At 57.3% G+C, this 15,783-nt stretch carries 12 protein-coding genes and 1 tRNA gene; 2 read left to right on the top strand and 11 right to left on the bottom strand.

Annotated features, from left to right (window positions below; translation table 11 throughout):
- Positions 1 to 26: 26 nt before the first annotated feature.
- The 6 genes from leuS to AC1AWK_RS03295 all read right to left on the bottom strand — a co-directional run bounded on the left by leuS (position 27) and on the right by AC1AWK_RS03295 (position 7,424).
- Complete coding sequence (leuS, locus tag AC1AWK_RS03320) at positions 27 to 2,993, bottom strand: leucine--tRNA ligase (protein WP_476568099.1); 2,967 nt, start codon at positions 2,991 to 2,993, stop codon at positions 27 to 29.
- A gap of 42 nt (positions 2,994 to 3,035) precedes the next feature.
- Positions 3,036 to 3,872, bottom strand: coding sequence for a transporter substrate-binding domain-containing protein (locus AC1AWK_RS03315; RefSeq protein WP_476568097.1), 837 nt, complete (start codon positions 3,870 to 3,872; stop codon positions 3,036 to 3,038).
- A 34-nt stretch (positions 3,873 to 3,906) separates the two neighbouring features.
- Complete coding sequence (locus AC1AWK_RS03310; RefSeq protein ID WP_476568095.1) at positions 3,907 to 4,857, bottom strand: magnesium transporter CorA family protein; 951 nt, start codon at positions 4,855 to 4,857, stop codon at positions 3,907 to 3,909.
- A 131-nt stretch (positions 4,858 to 4,988) separates the two neighbouring features.
- Positions 4,989 to 5,843, bottom strand: a complete 855-nt coding sequence (locus AC1AWK_RS03305) for a histidine phosphatase family protein (protein ID WP_476568093.1) — start codon at positions 5,841 to 5,843, stop codon at positions 4,989 to 4,991.
- Between the two features lie 97 nt (positions 5,844 to 5,940).
- Positions 5,941 to 6,849 (bottom strand): formate/nitrite transporter family protein, encoded by a 909-nt coding sequence (locus AC1AWK_RS03300; protein WP_476568091.1) that lies wholly within the window; start codon positions 6,847 to 6,849, stop codon positions 5,941 to 5,943.
- A 170-nt stretch (positions 6,850 to 7,019) separates the two neighbouring features.
- Positions 7,020 to 7,424: a pyridoxamine 5'-phosphate oxidase family protein gene (locus tag AC1AWK_RS03295; protein WP_476568089.1), complete on the bottom strand. Its 405-nt coding sequence runs from the start codon at positions 7,422 to 7,424 to the stop codon at positions 7,020 to 7,022.
- Between the two features lie 304 nt (positions 7,425 to 7,728).
- On the opposite strand from AC1AWK_RS03295, the gene AC1AWK_RS03290 reads away from it, so the two are divergent.
- Positions 7,729 to 7,801 (top strand) — tRNA-Ala (locus AC1AWK_RS03290).
- Between the two features lie 164 nt (positions 7,802 to 7,965).
- On the opposite strand, the gene AC1AWK_RS03285 is transcribed toward AC1AWK_RS03290, so the two are convergent.
- The 5 genes from AC1AWK_RS03285 to AC1AWK_RS03265 all read right to left on the bottom strand — a co-directional run bounded on the left by AC1AWK_RS03285 (position 7,966) and on the right by AC1AWK_RS03265 (position 14,232).
- The gene (locus AC1AWK_RS03285) at positions 7,966 to 9,216 is read right to left on the bottom strand and encodes an ABC transporter substrate-binding protein (protein ID WP_476568087.1); all 1,251 of its coding nucleotides are present in this window, start codon (positions 9,214 to 9,216) and stop codon (positions 7,966 to 7,968) included.
- Positions 9,217 to 9,376: 160 nt separating this feature from the next.
- Positions 9,377 to 10,639, bottom strand: coding sequence for an anaerobic sulfatase maturase (locus tag AC1AWK_RS03280; protein ID WP_476568085.1), 1,263 nt, complete (start codon positions 10,637 to 10,639; stop codon positions 9,377 to 9,379).
- A gap of 83 nt (positions 10,640 to 10,722) precedes the next feature.
- On the bottom strand, positions 10,723 to 12,192 hold the full coding sequence (locus AC1AWK_RS03275) for a sulfatase-like hydrolase/transferase (protein WP_476568084.1): 1,470 nt from the start codon (positions 12,190 to 12,192) through the stop codon (positions 10,723 to 10,725).
- Positions 12,193 to 12,400: 208 nt separating this feature from the next.
- Entirely contained in the window at positions 12,401 to 12,634 is a 234-nt protein-coding gene (locus AC1AWK_RS03270) for a hypothetical protein (protein ID WP_476568082.1), read from the bottom strand.
- A complete protein-coding gene (locus tag AC1AWK_RS03265; RefSeq protein ID WP_476568080.1) occupies positions 12,631 to 14,232 on the bottom strand; it encodes a Y-family DNA polymerase in 1,602 nt (533 codons plus the stop codon). Before AC1AWK_RS03265 ends, AC1AWK_RS03270 begins: the two co-directional genes overlap by 4 nt.
- Positions 14,233 to 14,599: 367 nt before the next feature.
- On the opposite strand from AC1AWK_RS03265, the gene AC1AWK_RS03260 reads away from it, so the two are divergent.
- Complete coding sequence (locus AC1AWK_RS03260) at positions 14,600 to 15,706, top strand: helix-turn-helix domain-containing protein (RefSeq protein WP_476568078.1); 1,107 nt, start codon at positions 14,600 to 14,602, stop codon at positions 15,704 to 15,706.
- Positions 15,707 to 15,783: the final 77 nt, after the last annotated feature.

Below are 15,783 nucleotides of genomic sequence, written 5' to 3'. Positions count from 1 at the left end.
ACTATTCGGTCGAACAGCCGACCGGCTTATTCGGCCGGCACGATGGACACGATCTTCGGCGCCTTGACGATCACCTTGCGCGCAGGCTTGCCGCCCAGGCGATCGGCGACCGCTTCCAACGCCATGCGTTCCAGCTCGTCGGCGGCAATATCCGGGCTGACCTCAAGCTTGGCACGCACCTTGCCCTTGATCTGCACCACCGCAGTAACCGTATCCTGGCCGACGTATCGCTCATCGGCCTGCGGCCACGGTTCATGCGCCAGCGACTGCTCATGGCCAAGCTTGGACCACAATTCCTCGCAAATATGCGGGGCGATCGGCGACAGCATCAACACCAGCGGCTCCAACGCGGCACGCGGCACCTGTGGCAACGAGGTCAGATGATTGTTCAGCACAATCAGCTTGGCAATCGCCGTATTGGGACGCATGTTCTCCATCTCCACCGTCACCTCGGCGATGGTGTTATGCAGCAGCTTCAGCGTCTTGTCATCCAACGGAGCATCCGCCACCTGCAGCTCGCCGGTCTGCTCATCGACCGCGTTACGCCACAGACGCTGCAGGAAGCGCATACCGCCGACCACATTGCGCGTATTCCACGGGCGCGACTCAGCCAGCGGCCCCATGCTCATCTCATACAGACGGAAGGTGTCCGCACCATACGTTTCGTACATATCATCCGGCGTGATGATATTCTTCAGACTCTTGCCCATCTTGCCGAATTCACGGTTGACGGTCTCGCCCTGCCATGTGTAGGACGTTTCGCCTTGCGCGTCCGTCACCTCCTCGACTTCCGCCGCCGGCACGTACTGTCCGCGCTCATCGGTGTAGGCATACGCCTGGATCATGCCCTGGTTGAACAGCTTGTGGAACGGCTCCGGAGAGCTGACAAAGCCCAAGTCGAACAGCACCTTGTGCCAGAAACGGGCGTACAACAGATGCAGCACCGCATGTTCGACGCCGCCGACATACAGATCCACGCCGCCGGATTCGCCAGCCGTGGCATTATGACGCGGACCAACCCAGTAGTTGAACTCATCGGCATCCACCATATGCGCCGCATCGGTGGGATCAAGATACCGCAGGTAATACCAGCACGAACCCGCCCAGTTCGGCATGGTATTGGTGTCACGGTAATAGGTGCGTTCGCCGTCTCCCAAATCCAACGTGACCTTGACCCAATCCTCGTTGCGGCTCAACGGCGCTTCGGGATTGGACTGCGCGTCATCGGGATCGAAGGTCTTCGGGCTGTAATCCGGCACGTCCGGCAAAGCAATCGGCAGCTGGTCGTCCGGCAGCAGATGCGCCACCCCATCCTCGTCATAGACGATCGGGAACGGCTCTCCCCAATAGCGCTGGCGGCTGAACAGCCAATCACGCAGGCGGTAGGATACCGTGCCCTCGCCGATACCCTGGCGCTCGAGCCAGGCGTTCACCCGCTCGATGGCCTCATCGACGCGCAACCCGTTGAGCGACAGCGGCTCGCCGCCCACCGCAGCATGCTCCACACTGGAGTTGATGACTATGCCATCATGCGAGACAAACGGCGCCACGCCCTCATACTGGCTCAGATCCTCGCCGGAATCCGGCAGCGGCTGCACCGTATACACCACTGGCAGGCCAAACTTCGCCGCAAAATCATAATCGCGCTGATCGCCGCCCGGCACCGCCATAATCGCGCCCGTACCATAATCCATCAGCACATAATCCGCCGTGAAAATCGGCAGCTTCGCGCCCGTAATCGGGTTGATGGCATACAGACCCGTGAACAGACCGGTCTTCTCACCGGCATCCTCAACACGATCCTTGGCAGTCTTCGCCTGCGAGGTGGCACGATACGCCTCCACTGCCTCACGCGGCGACGCACAACCGCCCTTCCACGAATCCGGCACCTCACCAGGCCAGGAATCCGGCACAGCGGCCAGCAACGGATGCTCCGGAGCAACCACAGCAAACGTCGTGCCGAACAACGTATCGGGACGCGTGGTGTAGATCTCCATGTCGCGCTCGCCCTGGTCGGTCGGCACCGCGAAATGCACATGCGCGCCATGCGATTCGCCGATCCAATTACGCTGCATGAGCTTGACCTTGTCTGGCCAATCGATGGTGTCCAAATCTTCGATCAGACGATGGCCATAGGCAGTGATGCGCATGGACCACTGACGCAATTCACGTTGGAACACCGGGAAATTACCGCGCTCGGAACGTCCCTCGGCCGTAACCTCCTCATTGGCCAACACCGTACCCAAACCAGGACACCAGTTCACCGGCGACTTGGAAATATACGCCAAACGATAGTCATTCAGCACATCCGCCTGCTCCGCTCGGCTCAGCTCATCCCACGCGCGGCCCTGCGCGCCGGGAATCTCACGCTCGCCCGAACGGAACTGCTCGACCAATTGCGCAATCGGACGGGCCGACCCCTTGCCGCCATCGGGACGAACGAAATCCGGGTCATACCAGGCATCGTAAATACGAGAGAAAATCCACTGCGTCCAACGCACATACGCCGGATCGATGGTGGCGAACGAACGACGGTCGTCGAAGCTCAATCCCATACGATGCAGCTGCCGACGCATATTGGCGATATTCTGCTCGGTGGTGATGCGCGGATGCTGCCCCGTCTGTACCGCGTACTGTTCCGCAGGCAGGCCGAACGCATCATAGCCCATGGCATGCAGCACGTTCTCGCCTTTCATGCGGTGGTAGCGGCTCACCACGTCGGTCGCCAAATACCCCAACGGGTGCCCGACATGCAAACCCTTGCCGGACGGGTACGGGAACATATCCATCACGAAATACGGCGCACGCCCCTCGGCATTCCTACCCTCGCCATCGCGAAGATCACCCTTGACGTTGGCAGCCCAGAAGGTACCCTTGTCATCCCAGAAACGCTGCCATTTGCTTTCGATATCCTGAGCCAGGCTCGCATTGTAGCGGAATGCCGGCTCGCCCGCGTCAACCTGCGCGGCGGTGGTATTCTCAGTGTCACTCATAAACAAGGATTATTGCCACGCAACTGGACACAGCGCCAATCATTACTCACTATGAGAAACGGCGGTTGCCGGCGTGTCCGCATCGGTAATCGACAAACCAGTGCGCTCCTGCAGACTTTCGGCATACTTAGCCCACGAGCCATCGGCGATCATGGCATGGATGATATCGTCGATGGTTTGCGCCAATTGGGTATCGTCATGCCGCACCGCAATGCCATAACACTGCGTGGCAAACGCCTTCGACGACACTCGCAACTCGTTGCCGCTATTGGCCTGACGCAACCCTTGCAGCACTACATCAGCACCAGCCATGGCATCGGCCTGACCAGCAAGCACCGCCGTGACACATTGCGGATAGGTGGCACGTTCCTGCACTTGCACCTTCGGATACGAATCTCGGATGGTGTGCGCCACTTCAACTCCTTGAGCCACACATACCGTGCGACCGTCCATCGCCGCGATATCCGCCTTGGCGGATGCGCCACGCAAGGTCATCATCGTCTGTCCCACAGTCAGATACGGCCCCGCCAGTGCCACGTCCTCACTTTGCCGCGCGTCCATCGGATAGCCAGACACCACCATGTCGACCACACCATGGTCAAGCATCACGCTACGAATGGAAGGCGTCACCGGCACAAACACGATTTGCTTGCTGGCATACCCCAACGCCTTAGCCACATATCGAGCCACCTCAATCTCAAAACCTTGATACACGCCATCATGACGCCAACCCAATCCCGGTTCATCCGCGCTCACGCCGATGGCAATCGTCGGCCCCTGCGCCTGACCATGAACAGCAATAGCCGCACCACACGCCGACGAAGCCGTCACCAATATCGCGGCGCAGACCCCCGCCATAATCCGACGTATCAGTCGCATGGACCTTAACCTTCCAAACAGAGCGGGCACGCCGCTACTTAAATAACCGTGAACGAGTCAGGAACCATGTGGCCACACCGGAAATCGCCAACGAGATCACCACAACGATCAGGAATCCCCAATGGCTGTTCGACAGAGGCATACCCAACATACCCTCCTGGAAGTTCATGCCATACATGGAGAAGATCAACGTCGGAATCGACAAGGTAATGGAAATGATGGTGAAGATACGCATCACGTTGCTTAAATTATTAGACACAATGGAGGCAAAGGCATCGGTCATATTCGCCAAAACGCCACTGTAGATGTTCGCCATCTCGATAGCCTGTTTATTTTCGATGATGACATCGTCCAACAGGTCCTCGTCTTCCGGATATTGCTGAATGCGAGAGAGCGTCGTGAGTTTCTCCATCACGATTTCATTCGACTTGAGGCTTGTGGTGAAATACACCAAGGTTTTGCTCAATTCAAGCAGCATCAGAATCTCGCGATTCTGCATCGAGTGCCGCAACTTCAATTCCAACTTGTCGCTCTCACGGTCGATGATGCGCAGGTAGCGCAAGTACATGGTGGCGTTGCGGTACAGAATCTGCAAAATGAAGCGCGACTTCATAAACGTGTTGAAGCCACGAATCGTACCCTCCATGAAAGGATGCAGCACCGGCGTATCCTGCATGCAGACGGTGATGATCATATTACGCGTGACAATGATCGACAACGGAATCGTCTCATACCAGTCGCGCCCACCACGTTCCTCCACCGTAGGAATATCAACAATGATCATCGTGTAATCATCCTCGACATCCACGCGGGAACGTTCCTCATCATCCAATGGAGCGCGCAAATCGGCCAAATCAACACCAGTCTCCTGAGACACGGTGGCCAGTTCAACGTCGGTGGGGTCGCTGAGGCATAACCACGAGCCGTTCTCCGGTTTGTCGATACTCTCAACCTGTCCGTTGATGGTACTGAACATCCGCAGCATATGCCTGTCACCTGCCTTCCATGCACCCGCCGTCAATACGACGCTACGATAAGCCCACAATCACCCACCACCATAGCCCACGCGGTGGTCTAGCATCATGTGCTCATCCGACCGTCACACCGAATGACACGCTACTTCGCCGGTTTTGCCTCGCCATCTACCCAAGGTTTCCACAACGGCATATCCTCAGGGCGTAACCACTCTGGCCCATTCTCCCAGTCGACCGTGCGTGAAATGGCTGGACCCAGATTATATTCCGTCAGCTTCCAATGCACCGTACCATCGTCTCGATACGACGGTACGAGCGTCGACCAATGCGCGTTGCGTACACCGGCACCCAACGCGTCCGTGGTATCCACGTCGATGCCGAGCATGACGCCGATCGTGCTGGTAATCCACGAGCCATGCCCCACCAGCAACAAAGTCGTCGGGATCGGATCGTCGCGATACTGTCGCACCATGTCGTTGATAGCCGACAAGCCACGCCGTCCCGCATGCGTCTTGCTCTCCACGCCATACGTCGACTCGCCGCCCATATGAGACTTCCACGACGCATAGGCTTGCGGATCCATCTGCTGAATCTCCTCGCGGGTCATCCCCTCCCATCGACCAAAGCTCCGCTCACGCAGGCGCACGTCCACCGTCACCGGCACACCCAAGGGATCGGCTACCGCATGCGCCGTCTGCTGGGCGCGGAACAAATCGGACGACAGCACCACCAAACGACGTTGCGCCGCGGGAGAACGATCATATTCGCCGGCATCACTGCGCCGCGCGGCATCCGGACCGGGCTGCGCCAGAAGTTCATGGTGGCTGGCGATATTGGCAACTTTCGCCCAATACAGACGCTGGTCGAGTTCCATAGCGCTCTGATCGGCCTGCCATTGCCCCACAATATCCAATGGAATATCGATTTGTCCTTGCAGCCGGCGCTGCAAGTTGTAGGTAGTGCGGCCGTGGCGCAACAACATCACTTCATGAATCATGGTTCGCAACCTCTTCCCATCGATACGGCGATAATTCCATCGTAGCCGCAACCATAGTTGGGCAGGGCGCGGACAACGCCTCCAGCGAACGATACTGCTAGCGGTTGCGCTTCGGCAACGCACACGACAAACGGCCGCCCTGGGAAGCCGGCTCGTGCAGGAACCAGTAGGCCAATGCCACAAACAACGAGCCGCCCACAATATTGCCCAAGGTCGCCGCAGACAAATTCAAAGCGATGCCCAACCATGAAACCGTCGCACCATCGCCGTACCCCATCAGCGACGAAGCCCATCCAAGCGGCAGGAAGAACATATTCGCCACACAGTGCTCGAAGCCCATGGCCACAAAGCCCGCAATGGGCAATAGAATGCCCAAGACCTTGTCCGCCACCGAACGCGCCGCAAAACCGATGCGTACCGCCAGACACACCAAAATATTGCACAGCATGCCGCGCACAAACGCCACACCCCACGGCAACGTCGCCTTCGACACCGCAGTGGACACCGCCACCGCACCCACCGCACCATCATGCAATCCCATGGTGCCCGCCACACACAACAACACCACCAACAGCGCCGCACCCAAGGCATTGCCAATCCATACCAACACCCACTGCTTGACCATCGAGACCCACCTAATACGCCGAGACGCCACATCACTGACCATCAATGAGTTGCCGGTGAACAATTCAGCTCCACAACACAACACCAACACCAGCCCCATACAGAAGGCCAGGCCACCCATGAACCGCTGAACGCCCCAAGCCACCGTGGCATCCGACGTTACGATAAGGAAAAACAACGCGCCAAAACCGATGAACATCCCGGCGAACATCGCCGACACAATCGTGCGCGTGGCATCCACTTTAATCTTGCGCTCGCCGGCCTTCTTCACCGCCTCTTCGGTTTCCGCAGGAGTTAACGCATTGATGGCCACAGCCCCCACTCGCTCTTTCCCCTCTTGGTCAAACGTACCCTGCTCTTGCACGACCCTCTTTGAAGTCATTGAACCGCTGCCTTCCTTCCCTATACCCACACGCCACGATGCGTATTCCAGCGCGCCCACCACTGTACCGCCGACGGGTACCAGACATGCCGGATCGGAAACGCTTGCCCAACATACGACGACGGCACCACGCCTACAACGCGGTGCCGTCGTCAAGTCGATGACCGGAATCAGTCCTTCTCGATGGTCTTGCCGGCAGTAGCGCCAGAACTCAGATCCTGAATCTCCGTTACTTCCATGACCGGAATGGCGGCCGGAATCTTGGTGCCATTGGCCTCAGCCACCTTGACCTGCTCATTATAGATATCGTCATCCGTGTGCAAGGTAACCGTGCCCCGGAAACGATAGCCCTTCTTCTCCGCCAAGTTGGCGACGGCGATAACCAGCGGACTGCCATCTTGCAAATTGCGATAATGCTGCCCGGCGGTACGCTCGTGATACGCCAAATGATGATCGTCCAGCACGAACATGGACATCTTCGGACCGAGGTCGAGCTCGCCATCCTTGTTCACAGTGGTAATCCAAGCGAGATTATTCTCAATGAATGTCTTCATCTCCGCAGTGAGTGTTGCCATAGTCGCATCCTTTCCTAAAAGGCGATGTAGTTCAAGGGTACTGCACTATGCGCAGATACACATTCAGTGAACACATTTTTGTGAGCAAAATCACCAAGAATGTCCTATTGACGACACAAACATATGTGCTACCCACAATTTCCTTCAGTGTTGCTACGACATTGCTTCCACTAATCAGGTCGCTTTCGCGATTCTCTACAAGGCTATCAGTCATACTTCCCGAAGCACCACAACACGGGACACGCCGAATCACCGCTTACGAAAAACCATGTGTAAGATGTTCTACGTTCACAACAGAACAGACGGGGCTATGGCGCAGCTGGTAGCGCATCTCCATGGCATGGAGAGGGTCAGGGGTTCGAATCCCCTTAGCTCCACAGACAAGGCTTCCGATTGAGGAAGCCTTTTTCATACTCTGGGCATTTGCAAGACAATGCTTTGCGCTATATCGCGCATCGTTGTCGATGATGGTGCGTCGGATACGTGAACCCGCCAATTCGACGCACCATCATTGCATCGTTACCGTCTATAGCCGTAACACCTACTGCGCCTTGGCCATGGCCTCATCCATGTGCTGCGCAAATTGCAATGGCGTGATCTTGCCCTGGACCAGCTGCTGCTGTTGGGCAGTCATCTCCGACATCAGGCCCGATGCTGACTTGGAGAAGTTCACCCAGTAGAACTTATTGGTATTGACATAATCCTTGATGACCTGCGCCAATTCCGCAGGGGGATCGGTACGGTATTTATCAGACAACGACATAGTCTGAGCAGCAGTGACGAAAGCCTTCAGACCGTCCTTGCTGTTGAGGTAGGCCAGGAACTTCTTGGCGGCGTCCTGCTGCTCCTTGCTCGCCTTGGCGGCGATCGCGAAGCCCTGGTCCGGGCCGCCGTTGATCCACTGCTCGCCGTCGCCGTACGCCGGCATCGCGGCCACGCCGAGATTAATGCCAGCGGCACGCACGTCAGCCAAATCCCACGGGCCGGAACGCATCACGGCCAGGCTGCCCGTGATGAACTCCTGCTTGACCTGGTCGGCCGACAGGCCGACGCTCTTCTGCGGGATGACGCCCGCCTTGACGGCCTTGTCCCACTCCTGCAGCGCCGGCGTCCACTCCTTGGCGAACGTGGACTTGCCGTTCCAGATCACCTCGTCCTGCGTGGCGTTGCCGTCGGCCGCGTACTTGCTGGCCAGCAGCGCCTCGAACGTGCCGGATGGACCTGTGTTGAAGTCCTCGAGGAAGGCGGTCTTGCCCATGTCGTTGATCTTCTTGCCCATGGCGATGAAGTCGTCCCACGTCTTGGGGAACTCCGTGTAGCCGGCCTCCTTGAGGATGTCCTTGTTGTAGAACATCACGCCCACCCAAGCCGACACCGGCATGGCGTAGGTCTTGCCGTCCTGCTGGAACAGGGTGAAGTTCGTCGGGTCGATGCCATCGAGGAACTTTTCACCAGTCAAATCCAGCGGATAGCCAGCCTCCATGATATTGGTGCGGTTATCCATGGTCATGTTGAAGATTGTCGGAGGGGCGCCGCCCGACAGGCGGGTCTGCAGCGTCTGCATGTACTGGGTGGAATCCTGGCCGTACTGCACGTCGATCTTGATGTTCGGATACATCCGCTCAAAAGACTGTATAACAGTGCCAATCTGACTTTTTTGAAAATACGAATAGAACGAAATATTTACTGACGCAGCGTTTGACACGCCACACGCCGCCAAAGGCACCATCACACCTGCCGTACACAGCACAGCCAAGGTGCGAATGGTACGACGTGTAGAAAATTGTTTCATATAACATTCCTCTTTTCTGCATCCACATTGACGAAGAAATAGTACGTATAGATAACGCCGCTCCAGTATGCCATAAGTACGACAATATTGCAAAAACTATCCGTTTTATATCGTGGAAATGTCACGTCCCATCTAGACTGCGATTCATCAAGCGGCATTGTCACACATAGGCAGAACGCAAACGATTCCTTATCCGTTGATCCAATATCGCACTCGGGTCGACGCCAGACTTCAGCAACGCACCCAGCGCCAAAACATCCGGCATGGCATGCGTGAAAAAATCACGATAACCGGTGCATAAATAATTCAGTAACGGCCCCGGACGTCCATCCTCCCGCACGGACTCACCCACATCTACAAAACGATCCTTCGGACAGCCGCCTTGACAAAATACACGCACAGGACAACGCAAACATTGTGCGGTCAAGTATGTTTTATCCTCGCCGAAACGGCGCTGACGCTCATCATTCAAAGCCTGGGCAAATCCCATCGAAGCCACATTGCCCAACCGATATCCAGGCTCGACATAATGGTCGCAAGAGTAAATATCACCATTGAACTCAATCGCCAAAGCATTGCCGCAACGCGCGGCATGCGAACACACCGTCTCCACGCCAAACAACTTGTTCACCATCATGTCGAAATGCTGCACCGACACACGACCCACATCATGGGTCACCCACTCGTCAAACACCGACGACAGGAATGAACCCCATCCACGCGGGGATACCGACCTCTCGGTAACGCCACGCCCGGACTGCGTGTACAACACCCGCTTCGAACCAGTGACCCGCCAACCATCACGCACTTGGGCGGCACGCTCGGCATCCACCCGCTCCACAATCGGAATGAACTGAATGTAACGAGCATCCCACTGCCTGGTAAAGAAGCGATACACCTCAAGTGCAGACGATTCATTGGCGGCGTGCACCGTGCACAGCACATTCGTCTGCACGCCATGGCGCTGCAAGCATTCCCATCCGCGTTCCACCGCATCGAACGTACCGCGTCCGCCCTTGTTGAGTCGATAGACATCATGCAATCGCTGAGGTCCATCACAACTGACACCCACCAGCACGTCGTATTCCGCGAGAAGCCGAGCCCACTCATCGTCAATCAACGTGGCATTGGTCTGCAAACAATGATGTACTCGCTGGCCCGTCCGCGCTTGAGAAGCCGCATACGCAAAGACATCGCGGAAAAACTCGACACCTCGCAATGTCGGTTCGCCGCCCTGCCATACCAACGGCACCTCGCCGTCGGGATGATCGCGCAGGTGGGCATCAATATACCGATGCGCCACCTGCAAAGTCATAGTCTGCCGTTTGACGTCGTACAACAATTCCTTGGAAAGGAAAAAACAATACGTACAGTCCAGGTTGCAGGCTGCTCCCGTAGGTTTAGCCACAACGGTAAACGGCATCCGAACAACCATATTCACGTTCTCCTATTCGCGACAATCCCCCGATCTGAGGTATTGCCGCACCTCACGGTCGGGGCAATGCGTCACCGCAACTTAAGCTCCTGATTGTACGTATGCGGATCGTCATACCCACGGCGCACCGGATGAATCTGGCCCCACCCTTGCACGTCACGCTCCCACGCCCGATCGGCAGCCGTCTCATGATGCGCGAACCATTCCCACAAACACTCGTGAAGATTGCGCTGCACCGCCGCGTAGGCACGCGTGCCGAACAGGTTCTCCTCCTCATATGGATCATTCGCCAGGTTATACAGCTCGCCCGGACCGTCATAGCGTTCCACCAACTTATATTCGCCGCTACGCACCATACGACCGCCGCCATATTCGTCAAACACCATCACCGACTCATACGCCGGCACATCGATGCCCGCAATGATGAGGTCCTTGACTGAGGCTCCAGCCCGCAGCGGATCTTCCGGCATCTGCACCCCGACAATGTCGCAAATCGTCGGCAAGAAACTCGTCGCAGACACATGACTGTCGATGTCATGGGACTCCTGCTGTCCGGGCATATGGATGATGAACGGCACACGAACTGAATTTTCCCAGAAATTCAACGGATATGTGCCATTGCCCTTCCCCCAAATGCCATGATGGCCACAGCTATAGCCGTTATCCGACATGTACACGACGACCGTATTGTCCTGCCAACCATGCTCTTGCAGCTTGTCCACCAATCGTTTCATCGAACGGTCCACGCCGGAAATCGCAGCAGCATAGCCCTGTAAATATGGAGTGGGGTTGCGATACGTATCCTCAAACTCCGTGCGCGGTCGCGACCACGGATGACGTTCCAATCGCGGCACCGACTCAAAATCACACCCCTCATACAAGTCATACAAATCCTGGGGATGATTGTTCAGCCACGGCAAATGCGGTGCCGTGAAATTCACCTGCAAATAAAACGGCGCATCCTCCTGACCAGAACCCACCGTACCGTCTGCAAACTCGTCAAGGAAGCGACACGCCTCGTCCGTTACCGCATACGTGAAGTACCGCGGCTCCTCCGCCTTGCGGCCACGCTCATCCCAAATAGGGGCATGGAAATACGGACCTCCACCAATACGGTGGGCATACCAGAAATCAAAACCAGGCGCTGGATAACGCGATGTCCCCACATGCCATTTGCCACTCATCGCACATGTATAGCCAGCACGATTCAATACTTCGGGCAATGTGGTCAAGCCACCGAGGAAAATATCTTCGCGGCCCTCCGGGTGACTTTCGCCATTAAGCCAATCATGCACTCCGTGAGCCGACGGCATACGCCCGGTAAGCAACGAGGCTCGCGCAGGCGAACATACCGGCGAGGCGCAATAATAATTATTGAAGGTTGTGGCGGAGTCCATAAACTCATCCAACGTGGGCGTCACCAATTCGGGCATGGTGCGGCTCAACGCCCAAGGCCCCTGATCGTCGGTGAGGACAACCAATACATTCGGTCGCCGCCGCTCGCCGGCGAAGCCATTATCCCGATCGTTTTCCATAGCCATACGTCGCTCCTTTGCGCACTCCATTCCGCCAATGAGGGAATCCTCCCCTAGCCTAACACGGCATATCTCTACGACACGGAAAGAACGCAACATCCCACAACGATATGCCCAACCAGGTGCACTGCGTATTCGTGACGCCAACCAGCGCATCACACGGCAATCCCGCCAGCAACGCGGGTCCCCGGCCCTACCCACCGAGCATATCCCGTCACACGATCCCCTCGGCGCCGAACGAATCGATGCAGAAAGCACCTTCCCCAGCAGCGACGCGCAACTCATGCTCATGATTGACCCGTGCGATAACCCCACCGTATCCCGCAAGTGCCGCAAACGGCATGAACTGCGCGGCGCGCTGAGCCCGCGACATGGGAGCATGGCGGCGCGAAACAGGCCGAGGCAAGTCAATGATGTCATCATAACGGTGGGTATCCTGCAAACTCATGCGGCATGCCCTCCGATCTGCTCATTGCGCTGCCTTCCAGTGGCGCAAGGTTCGAGATTGGTGCCCGTAAGCACGGCGTTGTTGCCGAATTTATGCTTGACGGCCAACAGCGTGCGTTGCACCTCATATTCACGCTCTCCCGCCGATGTTGCATCATCGGCTACAGCGTCGGCATTCAGCTCCCGCATCCCCAATTCCGACGAGCCCGAACGGATCCCACCACCCCGCTCATGCACGGAATCGTCAGCCGCAAATAGATCCGGTTGCACATAACGTTGCCGATCGGCGGCATCCTCACGACGAACCACCCGACATGCCGTGATATTCACATGGCGTACCAACATCTTCGTATCCACGATATCGTCATACAATCGCACCGCGGCCTGAGCAATACGCCGCATCGACGACGTGTATTCGCCGAGATCACGCGCTCCCTGCGACGGCTTGGGCACCGAACGGCCGTACCGGTCCATAACCGCACTGCCGGAACTACCGGAAAACGTCGGCGAGCCACGGTCATAGGCCACCGACAACGCGATCCGATCGGCGACCAACCCCTGCTCCACCAACGACAACGCCAGCGCATCCGCCATCTCACGCACCACAATACGAGCCTGTGACGCGGTATAGGGCTGCTGTAACACCTGCCCGCTGCCAATACTGTTCTCCGCAGGCCGATACGATTTGATATCGGCAATCGTGCAAGACTCCGCTCCCCACGCATGATCGATCAGTAGCTCGGCGTTCACACCAAACAAGCGATACAGCAGCTCTTCGTTGTAATACTCGTTCGGAGAGCCCAAGGAACACCGCGCCACATCGCCCATGGTGAGCATGCCATGTTCCTCAAGCCGTCGGGCCGTACCCCTGCCAATACGCCAAAAATCAGTCAACGGGCGGTGCCCCCACAACAATTGCCGGTACGAACGTTCGTCAAGCTCGGCAACCCGCACGCCATGCTCATCGGCGGGAATATGCTTGGCCACAATATCCATGGCCACCTTCGCCAAGTACATATTGGTGCCGATACCCGCTGTGGCGGTAATGCCGGTCGCGGCCAGCACATCGCGCACCATGACTCCGGCCAACTCGCGAGCGCCCATCCCATGCGCGCGTAGGTAATGTGTCACGTCAATGAATACTTCGTCGATGGAGTACACATGAATGTCCCTTTCGGAAGCGTAGCGTAAATACACGCCGTACACGGCGCCGCTTAATTCCTCGTAATACGACATTCGTGGTTTGGCGGCGATGTAGCTTACCGCCATTTGTGGGTGTTGCGTCAATATGGTGGCGTCGTCGCTCGATCCTGCCAGCGTGCGTGTCGGCAAGGCGCATCGGCGTCGCTCGTTCTCGCGCGCTATCGCCTGTTGCACCTCAAACAATCGGGCGCGCCCTCCAATGCCGAGTTGTTTCAATGACGGGGATACTGCCAGGCAAATGGTTTTTGACGTGCGCGATACGTCGGCCACCACCAAATTGGTGGTCAGCGGGTCACGGCCTCGAGCCACGCACTCTGCGGACGCGTAAAAGGATTTCAAATCAATGGCGATGTAGGCGCGGTTTTCCCGCTCCCCGCATTCACGCGCATCCGCCATGATTCCCTCCCGCCGAACTACCGCCGGCAGCGACTATCCGACGAGCGCGAACAGCCCCCATCGCAGTATTCGAACATTTGTACTAACATCACTATAGCATAGTAGGGTGCGTCGCAGGATACCGACGTGGCGTCATGGCCATCGGCTCGGCGCGACACGCCGAACGGTGGTTGCGCCGAGAGATATCACGCCGCCATGTAGCATGGTTGCTCAAGGAGCATCAGCTTCGCAAAACCCTGCAATGGCAGTCTTGCAACCGCTGGTTGCGCGGCTTCAGACGCTCGTGCGCCTGCAAGTTGATAGCGAACCGAACGGCATCACGGCATAGTGGAGACGTCCACGATGTTCCGATGGAAAGGAATACCTCATGCCATTCCACACCAACCTGCAATACCTGCGTCTACAACACCGTTTCACACAGGAACGGCTTGCCATGCTGCTCGGCGTCTCGCGCCAGTCCATCAGCAAATGGGAATCCAACAAAGCCTATCCGGAAATGGACAAGCTGCTGACCATCTGCGAACTATTCGACTGCACGATGGACGAACTGGTTATGGGCGACCTCACCACTTCCGGAACGAGGTACGACCGCGCGCCACAGGCCGGCCATACGGATGGCTTCGCGCAAGCTGACAACGCCGCCGGCCTCACCATCGACGAGTCGGGCGATGACGGCAACCATGGTGCGAGCGCCGATAGTGCCGATAGCGGCAATAGCATCAATGAAAGTAGCGGCGACGCTGCCAGCCAACCGACGCAAGATATGATCGGTTACGACGAGCATGCTCGTCGTTTCTCACTATCCGCAGCCATGGGCGTTGCCGCACTTATCCTCGGCGTCGCGGTCGGTGAACTGTTCGACGGCACGCAATCCATATTGGGAGCCAACGCCGCCAACGACACCCTCATGTTCATCAGTATTGCCTGCGGCGGCATTGCCGGCATGGCGCTACTCATTCCCTCGTCTATGAGCCACGCACAATTTCGACGCCGTCACCCCTTCGTCGAAGACTTCTACACGGATGCCAATCGCTCGCGTGCCGCACGGCAATTCGCATTTGGACTCGTATTCGCCACAGCGCTCATGGCTATCGGCGTCGCGGTGATCAGCTGGAAGGACGACGTGTCCGGCGTGGACGACGGCTGGCCCACCAGCCTCTTCCTGGCATTATGTGCCGCGGGCGTAGGCCTCATTGTCTACACCACCATGCGTAAATCCCTCATGAACATAAGGCGGTACAATGCCAAGGCCGAGCGGGACGAAGGAGTGCGCGACCCGCACAACGAGTTGCTCGACCGCTCCATCGGCGCCTCGTGCGCCACCATCATGATCACCGCCACCATCATCAGCATTATCGGCAACAGCGTGTTCCACGCGCCGATCTCCAATATCGCATGGCCCATCGGCGGTCTGCTCTGCGGCATCGTGAGTGTTATCATCGGCATTTTCCGCCATCAGGACAAACGTTCGTAAACCTGCGCCTGCCCTGACGCGCCGGACGACCAAGGGCTCCGGGGTTATGGCTCACCACCTCTACTTGACGGAATGTA

The sequence above is a fragment of the Bifidobacterium sp. LH_491 genome (genome assembly GCF_056356495.1).
The sequence above is the reverse complement of the archived record's forward strand: the minus strand, read 5'-3'. Positions and strand labels throughout refer to the sequence as shown.

Excerpts from the sequence above, each read along its gene's own strand:
- leuS (WP_476568099.1), bottom strand. The coding sequence starts at position 2,993 with ATGAGTGACACTGAGAATACCACCGCCGCGCAGGTTGACGCGGGCGAG.
- AC1AWK_RS03315 (WP_476568097.1), bottom strand. The coding sequence starts at position 3,872 with ATGCGACTGATACGTCGGATTATGGCGGGGGTCTGCGCCGCGATATTG.
- AC1AWK_RS03310 (WP_476568095.1), bottom strand. The coding sequence starts at position 4,857 with ATGCTGCGGATGTTCAGTACCATCAACGGACAGGTTGAGAGTATCGAC.
- AC1AWK_RS03305 (WP_476568093.1), bottom strand. The coding sequence starts at position 5,843 with ATGATTCATGAAGTGATGTTGTTGCGCCACGGCCGCACTACCTACAAC.
- AC1AWK_RS03300 (WP_476568091.1), bottom strand. The coding sequence starts at position 6,849 with ATGACTTCAAAGAGGGTCGTGCAAGAGCAGGGTACGTTTGACCAAGAG.
- AC1AWK_RS03295 (WP_476568089.1), bottom strand. The coding sequence starts at position 7,424 with ATGGCAACACTCACTGCGGAGATGAAGACATTCATTGAGAATAATCTC.
- AC1AWK_RS03285 (WP_476568087.1), bottom strand. The coding sequence starts at position 9,216 with ATGAAACAATTTTCTACACGTCGTACCATTCGCACCTTGGCTGTGCTG.
- AC1AWK_RS03280 (WP_476568085.1), bottom strand. The coding sequence starts at position 10,639 with ATGCCGTTTACCGTTGTGGCTAAACCTACGGGAGCAGCCTGCAACCTG.
- AC1AWK_RS03275 (WP_476568084.1), bottom strand. The coding sequence starts at position 12,192 with ATGGCTATGGAAAACGATCGGGATAATGGCTTCGCCGGCGAGCGGCGG.
- AC1AWK_RS03270 (WP_476568082.1), bottom strand. The coding sequence starts at position 12,634 with ATGAGTTTGCAGGATACCCACCGTTATGATGACATCATTGACTTGCCT.
- AC1AWK_RS03265 (WP_476568080.1), bottom strand. The coding sequence starts at position 14,232 with ATGGCGGATGCGCGTGAATGCGGGGAGCGGGAAAACCGCGCCTACATC.
- AC1AWK_RS03260 (WP_476568078.1), top strand. The coding sequence starts at position 14,600 with ATGCCATTCCACACCAACCTGCAATACCTGCGTCTACAACACCGTTTC.